We start from the raw sequence: 24,707 nt of genomic DNA, 5'->3' as shown, positions 1-24,707 counted from the left end.
AGCAGCGCATAGCTGGCCAGGTTCACAAGGCTATGGGTGAGAATCGCCCAGTTGCGCCCCGTGCGGCTGAGAGAAACGTTGCGCTTTGCGCTCGCGATCGCACCACCATAATCCCCAAGCTTGGCCTGGAGTTCAGCGAGGTTGGTGGAGGCAGAAAGCACCCCGTACTGGTTGTTGAATTTTTCATCAATCGCCAAAGACGCCGCAAAATCCCGGCGGGCCGCTTCCATCGCTGCTGCGTCCGAACCAGCGAGAGTTTGATAGGCTGCGAGGTCGCTCAGCATCCCCGCTTTGATCAGGTTTGGCTTGATGGTTGGCAATATCGCCCGTGCCGCTTCGGCAGATCGTCGCGCCCCAGCCTCATCCCCCGCTCGGATGAGGTAAAATGAAGTCCCGGACGCTGACCACCCAGCCATGGGCCTGTCTTGCAGCGTCTCAAACAAAGCCCGCGCTGTCTCAGAGGCCGTCGCGCAGGCCCGCGCACCCGCAGATCGATCAACCGAAAGAGCACTCCACAGCCGGGCGGCATCCTTGGTCGGCGTGTCCGGCGTCAGCTTGGTAATCGCTTCTCGCACAAAAGCGAAATAAGTGGGCGTCGCGAGCAAAGCCTGTTGTGCCACGGGCCTCAAGCGTGCCGCGAGGGCCATCGCAATCGCGTCATCGCCCTCTTCGCTGAACGCCCACTCCAGCGCCGCCAGCAAATTCTCAATCTCAGGCTCAATAGATGCCCGCCAGATCAGCGTGTCCGTATCCGGATAGCGATCCTGGGCCGCACCAAACAACATGACCATATATTCGGCATGAACCCGCTGCAAAGAAGCTGTCTCACCCGCCTGCGCCAAGGCGTCCAGCGCATAGGCCCGCGTGCTGTCCAATAGCCGGTAGCGTGGTTCTTCGCCCGCTGCGGGCAGCCGCATCACCAGCGATTTATCCAGCAGGCTCGCCACCAAATCCAGCACTTCCAGTGCCTCAATGTCTCGCCCCGCCAGCACGGCCTCCGCGGCAGAAAGATCAAAACTGCCCGCAAACACCCCCAGCCGCCGGAACGCAATCCGCTCCTTCTCGCTCAGCAGCGCAAAACTCCAATCAATCAGCGCCCGCAACGTCTGCTGTCGCGGCAAATGGGTGCGCGCCCCACCCGTCAGCAGCCGGAGCCGATCATTCAGCCGCGCCAGCAAATCCTTTGGCCGCATCAGCCGAATGCGCGCCGCCGCCAACTCAATCGCCAGGGCAATCCCGTCCAGCCGCTGGCAAATCGCAGCAATATCCGCCGCATTATCCGCCGCCAGCGCAAAGCCCTCTTGCACCAAATTGGCGCGCGCCACGAATAATTCGATACCGGCATAGGTCGCAGCATCCGCAACCGTCATCCCCGCAATCGCTTCCGGTTCCGGCACCGCGAGGGTGGGCAGAGCAAAACTTTTCTCGCCCGGCAGCCCCAGCGGGCTGCGGCTGGTGGCCAGGATCGTCACACCCGGATTGCGCCGCAAAACCGCATCCGCCAGCGCCGCCGCCGCCTCAATCAAATGCTCGCAATTATCCAGAATAATCAGCATCGCGGCCCCGCGCAGCGCCGAGGCAAATTGCTCCGCCGCATTCCCGCCGCCGCTGAGCGTGATGTTCAGCGCCGCCGCCGCACTCGCCGCCACCTGCTCGCCCTGGCTCACGCCGGCCAGTTCCACCAGCCACACCCCGTCCGCATAGTTCTCCAGCGCCTCGGCAGCGCTCTGCAGCGCAAGCCGGGTTTTGCCAATGCCGCCAGGGCCAAGCACGGTCACCAACTTGTGGCGCGCCAGCAGGCCGCGCAGATCCGCAAGCGCGCCCTCCCGGCCAATCAGCGTGCTCGTCTGCTCGGGCAGATTATGCGGCCTGGCATTCAATGTCCGCAGCGGCGGAAACCCTGTCGCCAATCCCGGCCCGGTAAGCTGGAAAATTTCTTCAGCCTGGCCCAAATCCTTCAGCCGGTGCATCCCCAGGCTCTGCAGCGCGTAAGGTTCCGGCACGCCGCCCGCTGCCGCTGTCACTGACGCTGCCACAGCAGCCGAGACCAGAATTTGCCCACCATGCCCCGCCGCCATAATCCGCGCGGTGCGCCCCAAGGTCAGGCCAAAATAATCATCATCCCGGAACTCAGCCGGCCCGCAATGCACGCCAATCCGGAATTTTAACCCGCCCACCGCCGCAAAATCTTCTTCTCCCAAGCGCGTCTGCAACAAGGCCGCCGCTGTCAGCGCCGCCGGGATCCGCGCAAACACCGCGCAGCCACCATCGCCGGTGGTCTTGAACACCGCACCGCCCGCCGCCGCCACCCCATCGCGCAGCAGCGCATCATGCCGCGCCATCGCCGCCCCCATCGCCTCCGGATAGCGCGCCCAGCGCTGAGTGGAGCCTTCAATATCGGTAAATAAGAACACGTAAAGCGTGTCCGCCCGCGCATTAATATCAATTAAATGATCCATCAGGCTCCCAGTCGGCGCGGCTTCATCGAATAATGCTCGCGCCACCATACCGGACGCTTCATTCGCGTGGCAAACGAAAATGCGAGGCAGGCGATGATGCGAGCGGGATCGGGAAGGAGACGACGCAACGCGTGAAATTGGGTCCGTTCGGACCAACCGACCCTTGCCGAGACGCATGCAGGCATGGTGCAGGACTTAAAAGTGACGCACCACGCTTTATTTCATGAAATCGCGACGAACCAAAAAATTTAGCCGCGCTTTTGTCGTTTGCGGATCAGGAGGCCCAGAGCGACAAGCCCGGTGCCTAGCAAGGCGAGTGATCCGGGTTCGGGGACATTGGTCGGCGGTGGATTGGGGTTGCTCGCGCCGAAGGAAAGATCGATGTACAGTGTGGAGTCGGAACTCGGATAAGCCGCCGGATTATCCCCGGTCAGATCGATCTGCAGCGAGTTTGGGCTCAGAAGCTGCAAACCCGTGTGGCTGCCAAATGTTGCTGGCAGAAAACTGGCGGGCGTTGCGGGATCGATCGATGCACCTGTGATGTCTTCGCCGGTAAAATTGAATAGAAATCCGTTGAAACTATCGGTGCAGGCCGACCCAACGCTGGTGCCATTGCTACAGAACGGCCCGGCAAAGTAATTTTGGATGATGATCTGCGTATTGGTAAACTGAGCCGTTGTGTCGCTCGCGGCCTGCAAAGGATATGACACAGCGCTCGCAAGTGACACCGGCGTGGTGATATACGTCCCACCTGTGGTCAGATATTGGAACGGTATTTGAGTCACCTGCCCATTGACCGGGGCGACGCTGAAAGGTTGCACGGTAGCACCCGCCCCCAAAAGGCCCGCAAAAGCCGGTGGCGTGATGAAGCCACATAGAATAGCTGCGCTGCATAGGATACGCGCAGCGCCGAGCAACCGGCGACCTTTACTGAACGCGATAGCCTGAATTTTTATTATGTTCGACATAATTAAACTCCCTAAGTTGAACGCAAAAATTTAAGTTCTTAGTCCGATTTGATCCCGCTTTTCTCTTGCATTCTTTGAAAGCAAATTATATGCCAAAAATTAATTGATAAAAAAATCAGTATCTTACCCATTTCTAAATCGGCACGTGTAAAAAATTCCGACATGTGAATTGTGACTAATTGGGCAAGACCAAATATCCAGACTTCTTCCGCAGGTTGCTCACCCACCCGATCCGCTAATTATCGATATTTCTTACCATCATCTCTAAAATTTCATTGCGCTCTCATCTCGTCAATTGATCGGACAATGCCGGGTGACCAGCCGGAAACCCGGGGCATGATCCGGCCGCGTTGTCAGGATGACGACCGGCTTAACAGGCTGGTTGTCGGTCCGGGTGATCCTATAGGTGCGCATTAGGGCGGCCAGCGAAAGGGTTGCCTCGGCCATGGCGAACTGAGCGCCAACACAAACGCGTGGGCCCGCACCGAACGGAAGATAAGCAAAGCGCTCGACCGACGCAGCGCCCGGCAGAAACCGCGTTGGATCGAACAGCTCGGGGTTCGGCCAAAAAGCGTGGTGGCGATGCAAAACCCATGGTGCAATGAGAAGTATCGTGCCGCGCGTGATCGTCTGATCGCCGTGTCGAACGGCGTGGATGGCTTGGCGGGCGATGATCGAAGCGGGTGGAAACAGACGGAGAGCCTCACTGACCACCGCTCGGGTGAAAACCAGCCGGTCGAGCATTGCGGCGATGGCTGCGCCTGTGCCGGTGAGGTCGAGATCAGCCGCCTCGCGCGCGATCCGTTCCTGCGCCTGTTGATCGCCAGCGAGGAGCAGGCACGACCAGAATAGGGCGAGAGCTGTGGTTTCGTGTCCAGCGATCAGAAGCGTGCCGATCTCATCACGCAGCTGGCGGCGCCCGGCGGGCCCATCTGGAATTGTGCCAACGCGCAGCAGATCGAGAAGATCCTCAGGATTGTCAGGCACGCGCTGCGTGAGGCGCTGCGCGATGATCCGGCTGATCAGGCGCGTCCAGCGCTGGCGCAAGCGCCAGCGCAGTAAATCCCGCGGACTGGGCAGCGCGGCTGGGAGCGTGAGATCCAGCGCATCGGGCCGCCAGAGTTCCGCCGCCGTGCTATTGAGCAGCACCCGCAATTCCTCTGCAAAGGGTGCCGCCGTCATGGAAAACATTGAGCGGGTCGCAATATCGAGAGCCAGTGTCTGCAGAGCTGATAGAAGGTCCACCGGCCGATCAATGTTGGACTCAATGCTTCCGAGCCAGACATTAATCGCCTGAGCCGTAGAGCGGATCAGCGGTTCCAGAGACCGGGGCGCGAGAGCGGTGGCGACAATGCGCCGCTGGCGACGCCAAAGGGGGCCGGTGCTGAGTAACAGGCCACGCCCGATCAGAGGCCGGGTCAGACGGATCGCCGCGGCGGTTCGGCGATAATTTTCGGCGTGGCCGATGAGCACATGGTGGATCAAGTCGGGATCAGAGATAACCAGCATCGGCTGGGTCATCAGATTGAGGCGGATGACCGGTTCATGATAGGCGGCCTCAGGCCAGAGTTCGATCGGATTGGTCCGCAAGAGCCGTAAAGTCTCGCGCCAGTTCGGAACGCTTCTCGGCCTCGCACCGACGAACTCGCTCACATCCTGCATCGTTGATCAATGATTGATAATCGTCGAACCGACCATGATTTACATCACATGATCCGGTTTTGCTCCAACCCATCGAGGGCGTGAAGAATCAAGCGAAATTTTCATCAAGTCTTTTCGTAAATCGGACAACGCCACAAAATAGACAAAAATCATAAAATCTACATAGCAGGAGAATAAAAAAACGTTGCGACAAACAAATTTTTAAATCTTGGCCGCCGACGCGGCGATCACAAAGTTCCTTGAGAAATACGGGTTGAAGTACGTCAAAGCGGTGACCTGTCTGGTCAAGGACCGCGATGCGCTGCTGACCTTCTACGATTACCCGGCCGAGCATTGGGAGCATCTGCGGACCTCCAACCCGATCGAGAGCGTGTTCGCCACCGTCCGCCGAAAAACGGTCCGAACCAAGGGCGCACTGTCGCCGGATAGCGCCCGGCTCATGGTCTTCAAACTCGTCACCGCAACCGCCAAAACTTGGCGCAAACTCAATGGAGAAAACCAGTTGCCCAAGGTGATCCAAGGAATTACTTTCCGCGACGGCATCGAGGTGATCGAGACGTCAACACAGAACGCCGCCTGATCTCCACCGCCACCCAATTTCCATCATAGCTCCGGGGGTCGAAAGCCGATATGGCTCGGCGGGAGCTACGCATCAGATTTTTCCACCAATCGCGCCAGAACGTCCGGCGGCCAGACAGACAGCCAAAGCGCGCCGCAGTCTCGTCGAAGGTTGGCACTGCGTCGTGGCGAAAAATCACGCATTGGGCTTCTACGAAATATTCTTGCTTCATTACCGTAGACCACCGGGATGGCCCGAACTTACACGACCAACGCCAGATTGGGGTCCCGAGCGTACAATTGATGGCGGTAGCACCGACGCATGCTCGCCTTTTTCTGGTCCAAGGTTTCTGTTTCGCCGCTGGATCAATACAACGTCTTGCGCGGTAGATCACGACTTCTCCATGTCGCCCCATGCAACCTGTTCGACGCGCGCGCCACACGGCCTCTTGCTGGCTTGATCTCGCCGAAGGACGGCTGCGCCTCGATCGCCTAGCCGCAACGGCTGCGCAAAACTTTCTTCCCCTGGACCGATTTCCCCACGGACAAGCCGCGGGCCCCCAATCGGCCCATTCCTCGCGAGACAAGAAAGTTGTGCGCCTGCCGTCCTCCGCTGCGCTGCGGCCCTTAGCCACCCCATCGCGCAAGCGCGACGAGGGCCCCGGCCGACGGGTGCGGCGCCGATCGCCTCCGGCTGGTCGATCGCCATCGAGGCCGCGGTGGTCGCGGGCTCGAAACAGCATAGGAGCGAAAACATGGCTAATATCGGCACCTTCAAAAAAGTTGGAACTGAAATCCAGGGCGAGATCGTCACCCTGAGCGTCCAAGCAAAAGGCGTCCGGATTGTTCCGGAAAGCAACCGCAGCAATGATACCGCCCCCAGCCACCGGATTTTTGTTGGCCGCGCAGAAATCGGGGCCGCCTGGTCCAAACGATCCAACGAGGGGCGCGATTATCTCTCGGTGAAGCTGGACGATCCGTCCTTCAACGCCCCGATCTATGCCAACCTGTTCGATGACGAGAGCGGCGATGGCTACAGCCTGATCTGGTCCCGCCCCACCAACGGCCGACGCGGCGAGTAAAACGCGCCGACACAGTTCCCCGCCCGGGAAACCGGGCGGGGTTCGTCTTTCGGTGCAAAATTACAGATCAGGATCGCCAGAGGTTTCGGTCGTCGCGCCAGCCCCCGTTGGAAACGGCTCGAGCAAAGCAGCAGGCGTCACGCTAAGCGCCTGAGAGGCATGCCAGATTGTCAGGAGCGTAACATTCTGCTGCCCACGCTCCATGGCGCTGACATGGGCGCGATCGACGTCCATTCGTATCGCCACGGCCTCCTGACTGAGACCGGCCTGCAGCCTAAATCGCCGGAAATTTGCGCCGAATAGGTTTCGAATATCCATCCGCAGGATGGACACCATTCGCGTATTATCGCGCTACGTATTATAATACGCGAACGTAAACCAATATTGATCATCGGCGATAAGCCGACCCTGTTGCACTACCCTGCGATGGAAGTATCGATAATGTCCATGACCTCACCGCCGCGAATCGCTGATGCTGCACCCTCCGATCCTCATGTAACGGCGTATGATCGCGCTCAAGTTGAGGTTTACCTGCGTTTACTGGATGCTGCAGCCGAGGGCGCTCCATGGGAGGAGGTGTGCAGCATTGTACTGGGCATTGATCCTGGCGCCGCACCGCAGCATGCGCGCCAGTGCTACGAATCCCATTTGGCGCGGGCGCATTGGCTGTCGGAAACCGGATATCGTGATCTCCTCAAGGCGCCGGAATAACCGCGCTCGATATTTTGGGAGCCCATTGCGGCAATTGAGCGCTCAACAAAATGTGATGCTTGACAAAAACGAGACTAAAAATAGGTCGGGAGTCTGGCTCTAACGTGATAGCAAGCAGTTAGGGGAGAACGTCCTTTGTCAAATCAGAATTGGCGTATAGCCGAAGACTATAAAAACCGGCGTGCTTTAAATTCATCCTCGATAGCCTGGGAATTTCTCAGGCGAAATCCCGATTACAGGAATGATTGTGCCACATTGAATCTTCAACCGCCGCGCGACCACGATATCGTCGCCCGGCGTTGGGGGTTACGATTTTCTGGCTGATCCAACCAAATCAGCCACGGAAACACCGGTCTTTTGGAACCCTGACGACTGCGCAAGCGTCGTCATCCTGGAACCTGCGCCGTCGTCGGTCGGATCGCGGTCATTTACGCTCGCGAATCTTCCAGAAAATTTGCTTCGCCACGACGCGGAGGATGGCGCGCACGTTATCGTCCGCGTTGGCGTTTCGATGCGTCAACTTTGGATCATGGCCACCCCCGATCAACACACGCCCTTGGCGGCGGTGCTGCCGCTGGACGGTTCGGCAGGCCATCGTGCTGAGGCAACACTCCGATTCTGGCGTTTGCTCGCGCATGGTGCAGCGAGCAGGAGCGACACTGAACGCAACAATGAAAAGTTGATGATCGTTTTACGGGCATTGGACGCCAAACTCGATGGCGCGAGCTATCGCATGATCGCGGAAGCAATATTTGGCGCCGACCGGATCAGCAGCGAACCTTGGAAAACATCATCGCGTCGCGATGCCATCATCCGGCTGGTGCGGAATGGCATGGCCATGATGCACGGGAAATATCGTAGCCTGCTCCATCGACAAGATTAGGACTGATGGTTTGGCGATGCGTTGCCTGACAATCGCGTTGTTTCAAAAACAAATTTTCGTAAGTCCTGAAGATATCAGAGGCAGAATACCAGAAAGCAGCGTTTCCGGAATGCCTGAGAACGGGAAAACCAGAAACTGCGGAAATCCGCAATCCACATAGTCGTCAACGCACAAACACTGAGGTGCAGAACCCCGGCAACGGGTAAACACAGCAACCCGTCAATACGTCGGGAAGGGGTGGCGATTTTCGGGGTTGAATCTTCGCCATCCCCCCACAGCGCAAAACTACGCCACCGTGATCGCCATCGGCCGCCATCGTCCGGCGACCGCTGACATCATCACGGAGTTATCCCATGTCCGCCATTGTTCCCGGCACCCCGTCCCGTTATCTGCGCACCCCCGAAGCCTCCCGCTTCGTTGGGTTATCGATACGCACGCTCGAGAAACACCGCATCTACGGCACTGGACCGCGTTATCTCAAACTCGGCGGTCGGGTGGTATATCGCGTCGAGGATCTACAAAGCTGGGCGGAATCCGGTGCCAAAGCATCGACCTCTGATCCCGGCATCGCACGGGTGCTGCCCGCGAAGCGCCACAGCCAGGCGACGCTGGCCCAATTGACCCAGCCGCGTCGCTGAGCGGAACCGATGGTTCCGCGCGCGCGCAAAAATTCAGAGCGAGCTCAGCTCAATCTGTTTCGGGCCCTGGGTGGCGATTTCGCGCCGCGCGATGCGCAGGATCTGATGGCCTATCCTTTCTTCAGCCTCGCCAAATCACCCCGCATCATCCCAATCGATTTTCAGATGAACGAAATTACGATCCGGGTCGAAGCGGTGCCCAAACATGGCATGGCCACAATCTGGGACGCCGATATCCTGATCTGGGCGGCTAGTCAGATCGTCGAGGCGCGCGACGCGGGACTACCGACATCGCGGCTGATGGCGGCAACCCCCTATGAAATCCTCACCTTCATCGGTCGCGGCACCGGTGCGCGCGATTACGAGCGGCTGCGTGCAGCCCTCGACCGGCTGCAATCCACAACGGTCGCGACTTCGCTCCGCCAAATCGGCAAACGGCGCATGCACCGCTTTTCCTGGATCAATGAATGGGCCGAGCGCACCGATGCGCGCGGAAAACCCGACGGCATCGACTTGATCCTCCCCGATTGGTTCTATCGCGCGGTGCTGGATGATGGCTTGGTGCTGACGATTGATCCCGCCTATTTCCAGCTGAACGGCGGGCTCGAGCGATGGCTTTACCGCCTGGTGCGCAAACATGCAGGGCACCAACCCAGCGGCTGGCGGTTTGATCTGCGCCACCTCTACCTAAAATCCGGCGTCCTCTCCGCCTTTGACCGATTCGCCTTCGACGTTCGGGCAATTGTGCGCCGGCAAACGCTGCCGGGCTACCGCCTTCGCTTGGAGCAAAACGCGTCAAAACGAACGTTTCTGGCATTCTCTCGAGAAAAACGATCGGCAGATCCCCTGTGTAAAAGCCTGTGGATAAGCTGTGGAAAACCTGTGGATACCGTCGTGCTATCGGGAATGAATGGTATCGTGCCATCAGGAAGATCAGGCACGTGCTATCAGGAAGAAAAACCCCCATTTTTTCCATTGGAATCAGCTGGTTCTGGCACCCGTAACTTAGATTCTAACTTAAAAGAGTCTAACTCTCTTCTTGGTGGACCCAACGGTTGCGACTGCAAAGCCGGGAAGAAAAAGAGGCAAGTTGCGAGACGGCAGAACGACACCGGCGCGAAAGACGCGCCATGATTGTGGCCCTGCTCAACCAGAAAGGCGGCGTGGGCAAAACCACCATTGCGCTGCATCTTGCCGGCGGCTGGGCCCGGAGTGGCGCGCGGGTAACGCTCATTGATGCCGACCCGCAAGGTTCGGCCCTCGATTGGGCCGCTCAACGCGCCCGGGAGGGGGTTCCACGGCTTTTTGGCGTTCTGGGCTTGCCACGAGACACGCTCCACCACGAAGCGCCTGAGATCGCCCGTAGCGCCGATTATGTCGTCATCGATGGGCCGCCCCGTGTGGCAGGGCTGATGCGCTCGGCTTTGCTCGCAGCCGACCTTGTCCTCATTCCGGTGCAGCCCTCTCCGTTCGATGGTTGGGCCTCCGCCGAACTCCTTGCGCTCCTTGGCGAGGCACGGATCTTTCGGCCCAACCTGGTTGCCCGATTCGTGCTCAATCGGGTTCAGCGCCGAACCATCATCGCGCAGGATACCGCCAACAGTCTCGCCGATCATGATCCGCCGCTGCTCGCCAGTCGGATCGGTCAGCGCATCGCCTTCGCTGATGCTGCGCGAACCGGAAGGCTGGTCTGTGACGATGCACCGACTGGGGATGCCGCGCGCGATATTGCGCGCCTTGCTTCAGAAATCGGGACGCTGACGCTGTGAGCCCGCGCCCGATCAAACCCGGCTTCGCCGCACGTCCAGCGACGCCCGACGCCTGGGTGCGCAAACCCGACGTCATGGCGCAATGTCGCATCGATAGCGCGCAATATTCCGCTCGGCTGACCATCGATGTCACCCCGGCTCTACGGAGCAGAATCAAAATTACGGCGTTCCAGCGCGGGCAGACGGTTGCCGATATGCTCCGCGATCTGCTGGCGCGCGAATTTCCTGATGAACTGGGAGATGCACCATGAGAACCATTTGCTCCGGCAAAAATTCCGGAGAAAAACCGTCGTCCCACAGCGACGTCACAGCACTCACCCATGTTGAATTGACCTGGATTGAGGGCAAGATCGAGCACTGGATCCGGTTCGGCCGAGATGTCAGCGAAAAAATTTTGACGCGGCGTCGGCGCGTGCTGAGCTTCGCGCCAGAAAGCATTTTTGCGTTCGTGCGCTGGGCGTCCAACGATTACGGCACGGTGGCGTCGCGGATCGATATTGTGCGGGCTGTGCCTACCGGTGAAGCCTATCAGACGTTGCCGTTTGTCACGCCGGGCGGTGAACTTTTGCTCCGGCAGACCGGATGGACCAAGGTCCAACGGGTATTGCAGGCAATTGATGCCGCAGAGACGCTGGGTATCGATGCCGCCGATGTTTCACCCGACTATTGGCGGCACGTGCATAATCGGTTGGCCGCAAGCCTCGCACCACGAATTTACACGCCGGCACAGCATCAAGCGTGGCTGATGCGTCGGCGAGGTGATGCGGAGACCGGAGTATGATCCGTGCCAATCTTGTCTTCGTCTCCGGCCTCTCAATTCTCGGCCTTAGCGCACCGATGCTCATCCGTCCGGTGCCAGAACTACTCTGGAATGCCAGCGCGAGCGTGCGGATCGGGCTCTACGCCGTGCAACCGGCAGGCAGGCTGCGTGTTTCCGAACGCGTGGTTGTGCGACCGCCCCGCGCGCTCGCGGACTTCATGGCGCAGCGCCGTTATCTGCCGCTGGGCGTGCCGCTTCTGAAACATATCGCGGCACTACCCGGCGCAAAAATCTGCCGGGTTGGACGCACGATCACCATCAATGGCAGGGTCGTTGGGCGTGCGCTCCGCACCGACTGGCTGCACCGCAGACTCCCGATCTGGTCGGGCTGCCACATCGTCGCGGCGGGGCACGTATTTTTGATGAATGAGCGAGTCCAAGCATCCTTCGATGGGCGGTATTTCGGCACGTTACCAGCCTCAACGATTATCGGGCGCGCTGAACCGATCTGGACGCACGGAGGATCATAAGCATGCAATCTTGCACCGCGATCGCCAACTTCTCGCGCCGCCAAACCCGATCTGCGCGCCCGGTTTGCCTCTCGCTCCCGGCTATTTTTCACCCAGTCAGCGGCGGACTGGCCGCAGCAACGACATCATTCAGACGCGCATCGATTGTCGCTCTGGGTGCTGTGTTCTTGGCATTGATCGCGTCGTCTGCGCATGCAGAGACCGCGCGACCGATCAGCGCAAAATTATCGCCGGTCTGCGCGCCGTTCGCGAAATTTATCACCGCCGATGCCGCGCGCTTCAGCATTCCAGCTGCATGGATATGCGCCGTGATCAACGCTGAAAGTGCTGGCGATGCGCACGCCATATCCCCCAAAGGCGCAATCGGGTTGATGCAACTCATGCCGCAAACCTGGATTTTGCTCCGGCGCCGCTACCATCTCGGCGCCAATCCAGAGTCACCGGCGAACAATATTTTCGCGGGCACGGCGTATCTGAAGGCGCTGCTCAATCGCTATGGCGCTCCTGGTTTTCTGGCAGCCTATAATGCCGGGCCCGCGCGATGGCAGGCACATCTGGTGACCGGCGCAAAGCTGCCCGCCGAGACAAAAGCCTACCTAACGCGACTGCTGCCGATCATTGATGGCGATAATCCTGCAGCGGTTCTAGCGGTTGCATCCACGCAATCCTGGAGCACCGCCCCTCTGTTCCCGGCCGTCTCTTTGACACCGTTGATCGCGCGCGCAAATGCCCCGGCGATTGAGCAAAAAATCGGCGACAAAACTGCATTCGCGCCGCTCGGGAACGGCCTATTCGTCACGGCATCAGCGCGAAAATTTGGCCCATGATCAATATCGGGACAGCGCGTGGTCTCGCGGGCTCTGGTGTCCTTTTGGGTAGGTTTGATCGAGCGCACCCTAACCCAACCAATGGACGGCAAGGGAAAAGCGCCGCCGGCGGGCGGGCGCAAGTGGTTGGTTGGGTTGGATATTTTGGACATATGACCATTCGCTCCTGCTGTCGCTGCTGCCATATTTCTCAATCAATTCAACGATCCGAGCGACGCCGACCGGCGCGACACGGGTTTGGTGCGCCATGACAACACGGGTGGATGATATTGCTCTCCGGCCCGGTCGCATTCGCCATGGCAACCAGCGTGCCCGCCGCCCCGATAGCTTCGTTGGTGAGGTGATGCGGGCTGCCAAGAAGGCTGGGCATGTCGGCGCGAATATTCGGAGCAGCAAGGCAGGCGCAAGTCGTTCGACCTTCGGGCGCGGACGCCGCGCTGCAGCTTCATTGTCGCTGCATTCGACCGCGCGGCGGGTGGTGATGAAGGCGCGCGTGGTTCGCCATCACGGCGCAAAATTTCGGTCGGCACCGCTGCCCAAGCATATCGCCTATCTCAAGCGCGACGGCGTGACGCGGGACGGAGCGGAAGCAAAAATGTTCGACGCCAATTCCAACCAAGCCGATGATCGCGCCTTCGCGGAGCGGATCGCGGATGACCGTCATCACTTCCGGTTTATTATCTCGCCCGAGGATGCCGCCGAACTGGATAATTTGCGCACATTCACCCGGGAATTAATGCAGGATGTCGAACGGGACCTTGGCACCAAGCTCGATTGGGTAGCGGTCGATCACTGGAACACCGACAACCCGCATATTCATGTCTTAATTCGCGGCCGTGCTGATGATGGCGCGGACCTCGTCATCAGCCGTGCCTACATCAGCCGGGGCTTTCGTGACCGCGCCGCTGAACGCATTACCCTTGAACTGGGGCCGAGGAGCGAACAAGAAATCCGCACCAGCCTGGAGCGAGACATCAGCGCGGAACGCTGGACCAGCCTCGACCGGGCGCTTCGCGATAGCGCCGATGAGGGTGGTGGCGTTATTGATCTGCGCCCGGAGGCTGGCGGGAGCGACAATGAACTCCGCCGATTGCTGATCGGTCGGGCTGCCAAGCTCGAACGGCTGGGGCTGGTCGAGCCACTTGGGCCCGCGCAATGGGCGATCAAACCAGGCATCGAGCCGAAACTGCGTGAGCTTGGCATTCGTGTCGACGTCATCAAAACCATGCATCGCGCAATGAGCAGCGCCGACCGCGAGCCTGACGTCACCCGATTTGCGCTCCATGATGACGCGCCGACCAATCCCGTGCTGGGCCGCCTTGTCGAGCGCGGGCTTGATGATGAGCTGAAAGGGAGCGCCTATGCCATCATCGAGGGGATCGACGGACACACTCATCATGTGCGCTTCGCAGACTTGGAATTCACCGGCGATGCCAAGCACGGCGCGATCGTCGAGGTGCGAGCCTATGAGGATTCCAATGGCCGCCACCGCCTATCGTTGGCCACGCGGTCTGATCTGCCCCTCGAAGCCCAGATTACCGCGCAGGGTGCAACCTGGGTTGATCGCCAACTTCTTGCCAAAGAACCCGCGATCAGCGGCGCCGGGTTTGGTGCGGAGGTTCGGGACGCGATGGATAGGCGGGTCAAGTATCTCATCGAGGATGGACTGGCACAGAGGCAGGGTCCACGGGTCATCTTTGCTCGCGATCTGCTCAACACGTTGCGTCGGCGCGAGCTTGATGAGGCCACGAGCAGGTTATCCGCCGAGACCGGGCTTTCACACCGACCCTCGGCCGAGGGCGAGCACGTTGCTGGCATTTACCGGCAACGCGTGACACTGGCGTCCGGTCGGTTCGCAATGATCGATGACGGCATGGGATTTCAACTGGTGCCCTGGCGTCCGGCGCTGGAGCAGCAGCTTGGTAAGCAGGTATCGGGTGTAATGGCACCGGGAGGGGGAGTGGAATGGAATTTGGGCCGGAAGCGGGGGATTGGAATTTGAGTGTTTCGTCGATTACCGGTTGAGCAATGGCGCTGACGGTCCGGAAAAACTTATCCGACGGACGTTCGTTTTTTCGGCGAGGATTGGCCGAAAGGGGAATGGCGGCTTTGGAGCCTAAGAGGCAGAAAGCCGACCCATCGAGGGCACGGCTACAGTCACTTCCTGGCGTTTGATTAGACGCAACTGCAACGCATAGGATGTATCAATCAAGTCTGCAAGCACGTAGTATCTCGATAAACTTCTCCGCCTGCGTTCTTACGTCAGCCCATTTTTCCTTGGGTGACCCATATATCGTCCAGAATTTTGCCTCGTTGATGGCTAGCGTGCGATTATCGCCGCCACCATGCTGCGTGATAAATCCCCAAAACCAAAGGTCGTCCCATATAACGGCTTCATCATTGGTTCTGCCGATGAGATTGAATACCAAATCATTGATTGTTTCGAAATCGAGGTTGCTTCTGGTAATATACTTGAAAATATACTTGATAACGGAATCGACCGGCACGCGCACAAAATCATCTGGCGCAATCGAAACGTTGTCAAGGAAACGCAATCCCGTATTCACTTCAAGAGTATGTACGTCAATAATTGACTTGATGAACAGTGCTGCAGTTTTCTCACCGAATCCTTTGCTATCCGCCAGAACGTGCCACATCCTGTCGAAAGTACCTCCGGTAGAGCTCGGGACGTGGTCAGCAGAACTCAGCTTAGTTAATGCATTTAGGAGATCGGTAGGATTTTGTACGGCATCGAAGGTCGCCCTGTGTTCAAACAAAATCTTCCAAGTTTTAGAGCTATCATCGAGTGATGGCATGCTCTGCGTTTGCAAGATCGCGTGCAAAAGTGATGAGATGCGAGCGTAGTTACCGCCCGACGGAGTCATGCAGGCGGCGTACGGACTCAAGCAGGCAGCATAATACGCGTGCTGAGTTTGCCGGTTGTAGATTGTATTGTCTTTTAGGAAGACAAATATTTCGTTAAGGCTACATTGGATATTGGAAATGTATTCTTTGACTTCATTAACGCGCGCGCGTCGTTCATTGGCATCAGAAAAACTGATAGTCTTGAACAGGCCAAGCTTCTTTCCGAATTTCAAAAGGTCCTTTTCATTCATTGCTAGGGCGGCCCATCATGCTGTTTTGCGGCTAGTATACGCCAGACTGGGCTGCAGTTAATAGATGCGTGTTAAACGCTCAGGACGTGCGGAGCAAGCAAGGGTGGGTGCGACTTTGCATCCCACCGCTCCCAGCCGCCGCTATAATTCGGCTGATTATCGTTCATTTGCTTACCGTAGCAACCTACCTACGACGTTATGAGACCGGAGGGGTGGGGTGCGGAATAGCGCCACACCCTACAGTCCGCTTTCAGGCAATTGCGAAACAATCGGTAATGTCCAACTTGGGCGCAAAGGTGCCTTTCGAGGTACCCAGGCTTGGCCGGAAGCAGGCCAGCGGTTATGACGAAATCGATCCGGAAAAGCGGATTTTCATCTTGTCCGCGGGCATTAGCCCCGTTGCGACTGCCCAGTTTCAAGTACTCAACGTCCGTAATTCTCCCCTCCCCACACCAAAGAGGGTCCGGTAGAAAAGTGCTGCAATGACCACCGTAGCCAAAGCAAGCAGCGCCAAGGCAATCGCGTTTGTTATGATACCGGGTCGGGCTGCAGCAAAACGAAGTGACGCGATACTGCTAGCTGCGAGAGGAAAACTCACCGCCCACCACGACACGCGAAATGGGCAGCAAAAAGGCAGCTTTCGTAGCTGCCCAAGCAGCACGGCCAACATGAAAAGCATCAACGTGTAAAGCGCTTCCGCGAACAGGTCCGTCTGACCGACCGTTACAGTGTAGGTCGAGTATCCTACGGCGAATGGTGCGACGAGGATCAACAACGAAGGTTTCAACGCATCCGGCAGCGGTGGTTCGAACACCAGCCGCGAGAAAATAAGCGTGAAAAGTGGCACAGCAAAAAACAGACCGGCGGCCAGCGCAAAAACAGTTAGCCCGTGCATAGGCGGCAACCCGAGCGTCGGAAGTGCGAGCGGCACGTCCAACAAACCAACGACGGGGATGATCCACGCTGGCGTCGCGTGAGCGACCTGTTGCCGGTCACTCATCCAACGGCTGACGATAAGCCAGGCGAACACCACCATTCCGACAGCGCCGACCACCCACAGGATTTGCGCAAAGCGGCGTGCAAATGGCTCCAGCACGATCGGGAGCAGCAACAAGCTGATCAGGACCGTACCGAAGAGACTGCCTGCGATCGGATGCCGGAATTCGGCGCGAACCGCGGGGAAGGCGGTCACGAGCTTGACGGAATAGCCGGCTAGCAGCAGCACGAAGGCGACCGCCGCCAAGCCGCCGATGCCAAGTGCGATCCCCTCCGGAACGCCGTAGCGAACGGAGGCGAGCCGCCACGCCACCGACAGGCCCGTCAAGCCCATGACGGAGCCGAAAAGGCCGACGGGCAGGTAGTCGAGTAAGGGCCTGCCGGGCGCCACGAGAGCCAGCGACTCGCTCATGACGCCACCGCCTTCAACAAGATCTGTTGCGCCGGGTCGAGCCTGCTGGCGAGCGGCTCAGGCACGCCGGCCCCTCGAAGGACAGCGGCTATCGGGCGAAAGGCGATCGCCGTCCGTCCGTCCTCCTGCACCCGGACGAGCACCCGCAGGGGAAGGTCGAGCGCGGCCAAAGGGGCGGCGAGCATGATCGGCGTGCCGCCCTTCGGATGCCCGTAAGTGAGCACCGTCGCGGGCGGCATCTCCAGTCCGGCCTTCTGCGCGCCAGCTTGATGGTCGATGCGACTGAAAAGCATCAGGCCGGCTTCCGCGATCGCCGCCAACAAGCGTTCGAGCGTCGTCTCGAACGGATGCGCCGACACGGTCTCGAGAACGTCTGCGTCTTTCATGATCCTTCTCCCTCCTCAATGTCGATCGACAGCTTGGCTCGCGCCTGGCCCGTGGCGAGCAGACCATAGGCGTCGGCAACTTCGTCCAGCTTGAACCGCCGCGGGTCCAGCGACGGCGACAGCCGCCCGGCCTCGGCCATGCGCGTCGCCTCGGACAGGATGTCGCCATGATGCGCCCGCCCCTCGCCCGTGAGCAGCGGCAAAAGGGTGAAGACGCCCGAATAGCTGGCCGCGCGGAACGACAGCGGCGCGAGCGCGTGTGCTCCCCAGCCGAGCGCGCTCGCCACGTGGCCGAACCGGCGCACGGCAACGAACGCGCCGTCCAACGTCGCGCCGCCCACGGTGTCGTAGACGAGGTCGAAGCCGCGACCGCCGGTCAAGCGCGCCACAAACGCCTCTACCGCCTCCGTCCGATCGATGAAGCGTGCACCGAGGCTTTCGATTGTCTGCCGGCTCGATGCCGACCCGGTCGCGAACACATCGGCGCCGCGGTCGCGGGCGATCTGGATCGCCATCTGGCCGACGCCGCCCGCACCACCCAGAACCAGCACGGCCTGACCCGCCTGCACCGCCATGCGGTCGACCAGGCCTTCCCAGGCCGTGATGAACACAAGCGGAACCACGCTGGCTTCCCGCATGCTAAGATTGGCCGGCTTGAGCGCCAACAGCTGGGCATCAACGGCGGCATATTGTGCGAGCGAACCTTGATGGCCGCCAACGCCTCCGGTCATCCCAAAGACCTCATCGCCGGGTCTGAAGCGCGTTACCGCCGCACCGGTCGCCACGACCGTGCCAGCAAGGTCGATGCCCAGGATCGCGGGTAGCTTTTGCCTTGCGTGGTCGGCGGCACCTTCGCGGATCTTCAGGTCGAGCGGGTTCACGCCGCTCGCGGCTACTCGGATCAGCACCTCACCTGGGCCCGCAACAGGCCGGGCGACATTGGTGAGACGGAAGGGCGCACCGTGCGTTTCCAAAAGTGCGACTTGCATCGTGAAATGTTCGTTCATCGCGGGTGCTCCCAGTGACAACCTGAATATCGGCCATGACAACTCGCATGGCGATCATCAATACTGTATGAGGTTCATGCAATTTTGTTCGGGTCAAATGCGATGCTGGATTGGAGCGATCTACGAGTCTTCCTGGCGATCGCGCGCGAAGGGACGCTCGGGTCAGCAGCCCGGCAACTTGGACAGACTCAACCGACGATGGGGCGGCGCCTGCGCGCCCTTGAGGCGGCGGTAGGCCAGACGTTGTTTCAGCGCACAGGCGAGGGTTTCGTGCTGACCGGGGAGGGAGCCTCGGTCCTCGTTCACGCAGAGCGGGTCGAAGAGGAAGTCCTAGCGTTCCAGCGGCAGCTGGCTGGCCAGGAGTCGCAGTTACAGGGAATGCTGCGGCTCTCTTCCTCAGATTGGTTCGGCACATACATGCTGGCGCCAGTGCTGGCAGAGTTCGGATTTCGGCACCCATTCGTGTGTGTCGAACTGCTGACGGATGCGCGCCTCTACAGCTTACCGCGGCGCGAAGCTGACATGGTATTCCGAATCAAGCCTTTCGACGAGCCGGAAATCATTTCGCGCCGGCTGCTGCACATCCCATATGCGCTCTATGGCTTGGCCGGAAGCGAAAAGCCGTGTTCGGGTGACGGAAGCGGCGCGCGGGTGATCACGATGAACGCCGACTTTTCGGAAATGCCAGATGCGGTCTGGCTTAAGCGACTGTTGCCCAACGCGACAGTTGCGCACCGCAGCAACAACCGCGAGGTCCAGGCGCAATTATGTTCGCACGGCGCAGGTCTCGCGGTCCTGCCGCGCCCGCTGGGCGACGCGATTCCCAGCATCGTCGCATTGGACCTCGACGAGCAGCCGCCGGGCCGGGACACCTTCGTCGGCTATCACCGCGATCTTCGGCGATTGACACGGATGCGTGAATTGCTGCGCTTAGTTATCGAGAAGCTCGCAAACTAGTCTAGTCAGTCAAGCAGGCCGTCACAATTGCCGATTCAATGCCCGCTATCGCAATATGACCAAAACTCCCTGAATGGCCGCGATGAGGCGCTAAGCTGGCGGTTCGCTGGACCGGGCCGACCGCAGCCTGTCCGCCGCGTTCTTGATACCCGAAAAAGCAGACCAGCGGTATGCGTTTAGGGTCGCGCATGATGCTGGAAAGTCGATCGAATTAGGCTTGCCACAAACTGCGTTGTTACGAATCAATCCACTTCAGTGAACTGCCCTCTGAGTCCGGCCACGGCGTAATCTATAAATAAACGCGTGCGCGACGGTAGATGCCGTCCGGCGGGATAGACGAGGTGGATGGGTACAGACGCTGGCTCATGCGTAGTGAGCAGGCGCCGCAGAGTCCCGCCTGCCTCCAGCGGCGCCAGTTGATAGGAAAGCACGCGCACAATACCCCCGCCGCGTGCTGCGGCCTCCAGTCCCGCCTGCACGGTGTTCACCGCAAGCTGCGGCTTTACTCGCACGGTTTGATCGCCTTGCGGCGTACGAAATCGCCAGCGGTCGGGCATCGGGCGTCCACCCGTAATGGCGATGATCTGGTGTCCAGCCAACTCTCCCGGATGCTGAGGTACGCCCGCCTTGGCCAGATATTCCGGACTTGCGCATAAAACCTGCCGTACCTGGCCCAAGCGAATGGCACGCAGGCTCGAATCGGCCAGTTGGGCGATTCGGAATCCGAGATCGATGCCCTCATCGATGAAGGACACCTGTCGGTTCAGCAGCAGCAGCGAGATTTCAACAAGCGGATGCGCCGCCATGAATTCCTGCACAATTGGCAGGACATGCATCCGCCCGAACATTTCTGGCGCGGTGATGGCAACCGATCCTGTGGGGCGGCTTTGCGCGCCGGCGGCTTCGCGCAGTCCGGCATATTCAGCCAGTATCCGCCGCACTTGCTCCAAACAGGCTTCTCCCGACTTGGTTAGCGCATTGGCGCGAGTCGTGCGGGTAAACAATGCCCCTCCTAGCTCATCCTCCAGGGCCGCTACGGCGCGGCTTACCGCTGTGGGCGAACGGCCTAGGCGACGGCTTGCGGCGATAAAGCTACCTTGCTCCGCAACAGCAACAAAGATTGCCAGACTATCCAGCCGGTCCATCAGATTATCCCAATAATCGCACTAAAGAATACCAAAATTCGTAGATTATAACAATGTGAGAAGTGCCCTATGTGTCCCTCATCGAGTTCCCATTCCAGGAGAGAGACAATGCCCACAGAGCCAGATCTCACGTTGCTCGGCTTCCGCCTTTCCGGCCATTCCCACAGGGCAGAGTTGATGCTGAACCTGCTGCAGCTTCCGTACCAGTTTCACCAAGTCGATCTTGACGGCGCCGAACAGGCCACTCTGGCGTTCCGCAAGCTCAACCTGTTCGGGACCGTGCCCGTATTGCGGGATGGCGAAGCCGTTATCGCGGATTCAACCGCGATCATCACCTATCTGGCACTGAAATACGACGATGCGCGGACCTGGCTCCCGGAGGACCCGTTGGCTGCTGCACAAGTGCAACGCTGGCTCTCCGTTGCCCAGGGACCCGTATTCAATGGACCTTGTAAAGCGCGGTTGGTGAAAGTGTTTGGCGCTCCAGACGACTATGAACGAGCCGTCTCCGCGGCCGAGAAACTGCTGTCGCAGCTGGACGAGGTTCTGGCGTGCACCCCATTCCTCACCGGCACCACGGCCAATCTCGCCGATGTGGCGGTGTACAGCTATGTTGCCAAGGCGCCGGAGGGCGGTGTGGATTTGGCGCCCCATTCGAATGTGCTCGCCTGGCTCCGCCGGGTGGAGGCCCTGCCGCACTTCCTGCCTATGCCGGCTGCCGGCTGCCGGGTGGGGCACGCATCATGACGACGCCCTGGCACAGAGGAGAACAGACATTGCAAGAGCGGGCTGGCGTCGCCGGGCGGATGGCGGAGATTGGATCACGCGTGATCCGCACCGTCATGCCGGACCAGCACCGCCAATTCTTCACGCAACTGCCTTTTATCCTGGCTGGGTACCAGGATCAGGCCGGGAATGTGTGGGCCTCGCTGATCGGCGGCTCGCCGGGGTTTGTTTCGAGCCCAGACCCGAAGACGCTGACCGTGGGGACGCTTCCCGTAGCCGACGATTCCCTGGCGACCGAACTGGCACCCGGGCTGCCGTTGGGCATCCTCGGCATCGAGCTGCCCACACGCCGGCGCAATCGGGTCAACGGACATGTGCTGACTTCGGGTTCCCACGGTTTCACCCTCTCCGTCGAGGAAAGCTTCGGCAACTGCCCCAAATATATCATGCGGCGGGATTATGCGGCGGTAAGTGAAACAAGCGTGCGGCAGGAGAAACTTACGAGGCTTGACGATGCGGCGCACGCGCTAATCACGATGGCAACGAGCTTTTTCGCTGCGTCTTCTGGCGGGAGCGGAATGCTTCCGGATGTATCGCATCGTGGCGGGCCGCCTGGCTTTGTCAAAGTTGAACCGGACGGCGTGTTGACGATCCCAGACTATGCCGGCAACTCCTTCTTCAACACGCTCGGAAATATCATACTGTATCCTCATGTCGGGCTGCTTTTTCCGGATTTTCTGTCGGGCGATGTGCTGCAGCTGAGCGGCGCGGCTTGGCTGGTGGATGAACCTGGCGTTAAGCCGCAAGGTGCCGAGCGTCTCTGGCGGTTCCGTATGGAGCAGGGCCATTGGCTGCGAGGCGCCATGCCCATACGTCTCACGGCGGGCGAAGCCTCTCCATTCTGGCCCGTGACATCGCAGTAGTTTCTGGGTTTACCTGTCGGCACATGTCCGCTTCCTGGATGCAGGTAATTGTCATTGAATAGCGGAGTTGACGCGCAAAGCCGCCGTAGCTGAATAATTGACGCACGCCTCTCCCGCCGAAATTTAACCCAGAAACTCCTTCTCTCATACTGCGAGGCAAAGGGGCTTGCACCGATTAATGACAGGCGACTGATAATCTGCCGCCATGTCCGCGACCAAAATCCTCTGGGGCCAAATTTTTGCTGTCACCGCCGCCGTGCTCGCCTTCGTTTGGGCCGCGACGGAATGGGTGGCATGGCGCTTGGCATTCCAGCCGGGCCTCGGTCATCCTTGGTTTTTGCTCCTCGGCTGGCCAGTTTATCCGCCCCCCGCGTTCTTTTGGTGGTGGCTCGCGTATGACGCCTACGCTCATTGGATCTTTGTCACCGGCGGGTTTATCGCTGCGTCGGGCGGCATCGCTGCCGTGGTGGTCGCAATCACCATGTCCGTCTTGCGCGCGCGAGAGGCAAACCGAGTGACCACCTATGGTTCTGCGCGCTGGGCCGATGCGCGCGAGGTTGGGGCAGCCGGGCTGTTGAGCCATGACGGCGTGGTGCTTGGGCGCTGGCGGCGCGAATATTTGCGCCATGATGGCCCGGAGCATGTGTTGTGCTTTGCGCCGACGCGGTCCGGTAAGGGGGTTGGCCTCGTGGTGCCGACGCTGTTGACTTGGCCAGACTCTGCCATTGTGCACGACATCAAGGGCGAGAATTGGACGCTCACTGCTGGCTGGCGCGCTCAATTTGGGCGCGTATTGCTGTTCGACCCAACCAACGCCGCCAGCGCGGCCTATAATCCGCTAATCGAGGTGCGGCGCGGCGAATGGGAAGTGCGCGACGTGCAGAATATCGCCGATGTGCTGGTTGACCCCGAAGGCGCGCTGGAACGCCGCAATCATTGGGAGAAAACCAGCCATTCGCTCCTGGTCGGCACCATTCTGCATGTGCTCTATGCCGAGCCAGACAAAACCCTCGCCGGCGTCGCAAATTTTCTCTCCGATCCGCGTCGCCCCATTGAATCGACGCTTCGCGTCATGATGAGCACAGCGCATCTCGGTTCGGGTGGCGTTCATCCGGTGATTGCCAGTTCAGCGCGCGAGCTGCTGAACAAGAGCGACAATGAGCGCTCCGGCGTGCTCTCCACCGCCATGTCGTTTCTTGGCCTATATCGTGACCCGGTAGTCGCGTCCGTCACAAGCCGATGCGATTGGCGCATTTCCGATCTGGTGGCCGCGCACAAACCTGCCACGCTGTATCTGGTTGTGCCGCCCTCCGACATCAGCCGCACCAAACCGCTGGTGCGGCTGATCCTCAACCAGATTGGCCGCCGATTGACCGAGCAATTGAACGCCACGGCAAAACGGCATCGGCTGCTGCTGATGCTCGATGAATTTCCGGCGCTGGGGCGGCTGGATTTCTTTGAAAGCGCGCTGGCCTTCATGGCGGGTTATGGGCTGAAAAGCTTTCTGATCGCGCAGTCGCTAAATCAGATCGAGAAAGCCTATGGGCAGAACAACGCAATCTTAGATAATTGCCATGTGCGGGTTAGTTTCGCGACCAATGATGAGCGCACCGCCAAGCGTGTATCCGACGCCCTCGGCACCGCAACCGAGATGCGCGCTATGAAGAATTACGCTGGCCACCGGCTTAGCCCTTGGCTTGGTCATCTGATGGTGTCGCGGCAAGAAACCTCGCGCCCGCTGCTCACGCCCGGCGAAATAATGCAGCTGCCGCCGCAGGACGAATTGGTGATGGTCTCCGGCTGCCCTCCGATCCGTGCCAAAAAAGCGCGCTATTATGAGGACGCCGAACTCAAGGCCCGCATCCTGCCGCCTCCAATTTTATCACGGACACCGCCTTCCGCCGTGCCGGGCCGCGCCGAAGTCCAGGCCGATAGCGACTGGGCCAATAGCACGGCGCGATTTCTCACTGTATCGGCCACAGAAGACCCGGCCAATGGCGGAATTCGCCGCGAGCCCGAATTACCCGAGCACGAAGATATCGTGCCCAAATCCCGTCACCCGATTGATGAATTCGAACCGATGGAAGATGAACCCGACGATGGGGCCGTGCAGAACCGCCTCCTCCAGCGCAGCCTTCCCTCAATCGCCCGGCAGGTCTCGCTCGATCCGGCCGACGATATGGACATGTGAC

At 59.6% G+C, this 24,707-nt stretch carries 26 protein-coding genes and 1 pseudogene; 17 read left to right on the top strand and 10 right to left on the bottom strand.

Annotated elements, in window-relative coordinates; translation table 11 throughout:
- From ACYUCQ_RS05545 to ACYUCQ_RS05535, 3 genes are all read right to left on the bottom strand, one after another.
- A partial coding sequence (locus tag ACYUCQ_RS05545) for an ATP-binding protein (RefSeq protein ID WP_460253502.1) occupies positions 1-2,459 on the bottom strand: 2,459 nt, incomplete at its 3' end.
- Between the two features lie 248 nt (positions 2,460-2,707).
- The gene (locus tag ACYUCQ_RS05540; protein WP_460253501.1) at positions 2,708-3,427 is read right to left on the bottom strand and encodes a PEP-CTERM sorting domain-containing protein; all 720 of its coding nucleotides are present in this window, start codon (positions 3,425-3,427) and stop codon (positions 2,708-2,710) included.
- 291 nt (positions 3,428-3,718) lie between these two features.
- Entirely contained in the window at positions 3,719-5,017 is a 1,299-nt protein-coding gene (locus ACYUCQ_RS05535; RefSeq protein ID WP_460253500.1) for a cytochrome P450, read from the bottom strand.
- Positions 5,018-5,300: 283 nt separating this feature from the next.
- Between ACYUCQ_RS05535 and ACYUCQ_RS05530 the strand changes: the two are divergent.
- Both ACYUCQ_RS05530 and ACYUCQ_RS05525 read left to right on the top strand, forming a co-directional pair.
- A pseudogene (locus ACYUCQ_RS05530) lies at positions 5,301-5,669 on the top strand (transposase); the annotation flags it as partial.
- Between the two features lie 733 nt (positions 5,670-6,402).
- Entirely contained in the window at positions 6,403-6,729 is a 327-nt protein-coding gene (locus tag ACYUCQ_RS05525) for a DUF736 domain-containing protein (RefSeq protein WP_460253499.1), read from the top strand.
- Between the two features lie 60 nt (positions 6,730-6,789).
- Here ACYUCQ_RS05525 and ACYUCQ_RS05520 read toward each other — a convergent pair whose 3' ends face one another.
- The gene (locus ACYUCQ_RS05520) at positions 6,790-7,047 is read right to left on the bottom strand and encodes a helix-turn-helix domain-containing protein (RefSeq protein WP_460253517.1); all 258 of its coding nucleotides are present in this window, start codon (positions 7,045-7,047) and stop codon (positions 6,790-6,792) included.
- A 129-nt stretch (positions 7,048-7,176) separates the two neighbouring features.
- Here ACYUCQ_RS05520 and ACYUCQ_RS05515 point away from each other — a divergent pair, with 129 nt between their 5' ends.
- The 9 genes from ACYUCQ_RS05515 to ACYUCQ_RS05475 all read left to right on the top strand — a co-directional run bounded on the left by ACYUCQ_RS05515 (position 7,177) and on the right by ACYUCQ_RS05475 (position 12,020).
- Positions 7,177-7,440 carry a DNA -binding domain-containing protein gene (locus ACYUCQ_RS05515; RefSeq protein WP_460253498.1) on the top strand — a complete coding sequence of 88 codons (264 nt, stop codon included), beginning with the start codon at positions 7,177-7,179 and terminating at the stop codon, positions 7,438-7,440.
- Between the two features lie 135 nt (positions 7,441-7,575).
- Positions 7,576-7,764, top strand: a complete 189-nt coding sequence (locus ACYUCQ_RS05510; protein ID WP_460253497.1) for a transcriptional regulator domain-containing protein — start codon at positions 7,576-7,578, stop codon at positions 7,762-7,764.
- A 241-nt stretch (positions 7,765-8,005) separates the two neighbouring features.
- A complete protein-coding gene (locus ACYUCQ_RS05505; RefSeq protein ID WP_460253516.1) occupies positions 8,006-8,323 on the top strand; it encodes a DUF2285 domain-containing protein in 318 nt (105 codons plus the stop codon).
- 353 nt (positions 8,324-8,676) lie between these two features.
- On the top strand, positions 8,677-8,961 hold the full coding sequence (locus ACYUCQ_RS05500; protein WP_460253496.1) for a helix-turn-helix transcriptional regulator: 285 nt from the start codon (positions 8,677-8,679) through the stop codon (positions 8,959-8,961).
- Positions 8,962-8,970: 9 nt separating this feature from the next.
- Entirely contained in the window at positions 8,971-10,095 is a 1,125-nt protein-coding gene (locus tag ACYUCQ_RS05495; protein WP_460253495.1) for a replication initiator protein A, read from the top strand.
- Positions 10,092-10,730 carry a ParA family partition ATPase gene (parA, locus tag ACYUCQ_RS05490; protein WP_460253494.1) on the top strand — a complete coding sequence of 213 codons (639 nt, stop codon included), beginning with the start codon at positions 10,092-10,094 and terminating at the stop codon, positions 10,728-10,730. The genes ACYUCQ_RS05495 and parA overlap by 4 nt, the downstream gene beginning before the upstream one ends.
- Entirely contained in the window at positions 10,727-10,981 is a 255-nt protein-coding gene (locus ACYUCQ_RS05485; protein ID WP_460253493.1) for a hypothetical protein, read from the top strand. Before parA ends, ACYUCQ_RS05485 begins: the two co-directional genes overlap by 4 nt.
- Entirely contained in the window at positions 10,978-11,511 is a 534-nt protein-coding gene (locus ACYUCQ_RS05480; RefSeq protein ID WP_460253492.1) for a DUF2840 domain-containing protein, read from the top strand. Before ACYUCQ_RS05485 ends, ACYUCQ_RS05480 begins: the two co-directional genes overlap by 4 nt.
- Positions 11,508-12,020 carry a S26 family signal peptidase gene (locus ACYUCQ_RS05475; protein WP_460253491.1) on the top strand — a complete coding sequence of 171 codons (513 nt, stop codon included), beginning with the start codon at positions 11,508-11,510 and terminating at the stop codon, positions 12,018-12,020. The genes ACYUCQ_RS05480 and ACYUCQ_RS05475 overlap by 4 nt, the downstream gene beginning before the upstream one ends.
- Before the next feature lie 88 nt (positions 12,021-12,108).
- Here the strand turns inward: ACYUCQ_RS05475 and ACYUCQ_RS05470 are convergent, their stop codons facing one another.
- Positions 12,109-12,402: a hypothetical protein gene (locus ACYUCQ_RS05470; RefSeq protein WP_460253518.1), complete on the bottom strand. Its 294-nt coding sequence runs from the start codon at positions 12,400-12,402 to the stop codon at positions 12,109-12,111.
- Between ACYUCQ_RS05470 and ACYUCQ_RS05465 the strand changes: the two genes are divergently transcribed.
- The gene (locus tag ACYUCQ_RS05465; protein WP_460253490.1) at positions 12,329-12,847 is read left to right on the top strand and encodes a lytic transglycosylase domain-containing protein; all 519 of its coding nucleotides are present in this window, start codon (positions 12,329-12,331) and stop codon (positions 12,845-12,847) included. The two genes, ACYUCQ_RS05470 and ACYUCQ_RS05465, sit on opposite strands and share 74 nt — an antisense overlap.
- A gap of 247 nt (positions 12,848-13,094) precedes the next feature.
- Complete coding sequence (locus ACYUCQ_RS05460) at positions 13,095-14,849, top strand: relaxase/mobilization nuclease domain-containing protein (protein ID WP_460253489.1); 1,755 nt, start codon at positions 13,095-13,097, stop codon at positions 14,847-14,849.
- 202 nt (positions 14,850-15,051) lie between these two features.
- Here ACYUCQ_RS05460 and ACYUCQ_RS05455 read toward each other — a convergent pair whose 3' ends face one another.
- The 4 genes from ACYUCQ_RS05455 to ACYUCQ_RS05440 form a co-directional block, all read right to left on the bottom strand.
- Positions 15,052-15,963 (bottom strand): hypothetical protein, encoded by a 912-nt coding sequence (locus tag ACYUCQ_RS05455; protein WP_460253488.1) that lies wholly within the window; start codon positions 15,961-15,963, stop codon positions 15,052-15,054.
- A gap of 415 nt (positions 15,964-16,378) precedes the next feature.
- Positions 16,379-17,371 carry an SLAC1 anion channel family protein gene (locus tag ACYUCQ_RS05450; RefSeq protein ID WP_460253487.1) on the bottom strand — a complete coding sequence of 331 codons (993 nt, stop codon included), beginning with the start codon at positions 17,369-17,371 and terminating at the stop codon, positions 16,379-16,381.
- Positions 17,368-17,757, bottom strand: a complete 390-nt coding sequence (locus tag ACYUCQ_RS05445; protein WP_460253486.1) for a DUF302 domain-containing protein — start codon at positions 17,755-17,757, stop codon at positions 17,368-17,370. Before ACYUCQ_RS05445 ends, ACYUCQ_RS05450 begins: the two co-directional genes overlap by 4 nt.
- A complete protein-coding gene (locus ACYUCQ_RS05440; RefSeq protein ID WP_460253485.1) occupies positions 17,754-18,764 on the bottom strand; it encodes a zinc-dependent alcohol dehydrogenase family protein in 1,011 nt (336 codons plus the stop codon). Before ACYUCQ_RS05440 ends, ACYUCQ_RS05445 begins: the two co-directional genes overlap by 4 nt.
- Positions 18,765-18,866: 102 nt before the next feature.
- Between ACYUCQ_RS05440 and ACYUCQ_RS05435 the strand changes: the two genes are divergently transcribed.
- Entirely contained in the window at positions 18,867-19,721 is an 855-nt protein-coding gene (locus ACYUCQ_RS05435; protein ID WP_460253484.1) for a LysR family transcriptional regulator, read from the top strand.
- Positions 19,722-19,963: 242 nt separating this feature from the next.
- Here ACYUCQ_RS05435 and ACYUCQ_RS05430 read toward each other — a convergent pair whose 3' ends face one another.
- Positions 19,964-20,866, bottom strand: a complete 903-nt coding sequence (locus ACYUCQ_RS05430) for a LysR family transcriptional regulator (protein WP_460253483.1) — start codon at positions 20,864-20,866, stop codon at positions 19,964-19,966.
- Between the two features lie 108 nt (positions 20,867-20,974).
- Here ACYUCQ_RS05430 and ACYUCQ_RS05425 point away from each other — a divergent pair, with 108 nt between their 5' ends.
- From ACYUCQ_RS05425 to ACYUCQ_RS05415, 3 genes are all read left to right on the top strand, one after another.
- Positions 20,975-21,613: a glutathione S-transferase family protein gene (locus ACYUCQ_RS05425; protein ID WP_460253482.1), complete on the top strand. Its 639-nt coding sequence runs from the start codon at positions 20,975-20,977 to the stop codon at positions 21,611-21,613.
- Positions 21,610-22,515 carry a hypothetical protein gene (locus tag ACYUCQ_RS05420; protein ID WP_460253481.1) on the top strand — a complete coding sequence of 302 codons (906 nt, stop codon included), beginning with the start codon at positions 21,610-21,612 and terminating at the stop codon, positions 22,513-22,515. Before ACYUCQ_RS05425 ends, ACYUCQ_RS05420 begins: the two co-directional genes overlap by 4 nt.
- Before the next feature lie 205 nt (positions 22,516-22,720).
- Positions 22,721-24,706: a conjugal transfer protein TraG gene (locus ACYUCQ_RS05415; protein WP_460253480.1), complete on the top strand. Its 1,986-nt coding sequence runs from the start codon at positions 22,721-22,723 to the stop codon at positions 24,704-24,706.
- Position 24,707 lies beyond the last annotated feature (1 nt).

The sequence above is a fragment of the Acidiphilium sp. MT5 genome (genome assembly GCF_054767495.1).
Note: the sequence above shows the minus strand (reverse complement) of the source record. Positions and strands in the feature narration are given on the sequence as shown.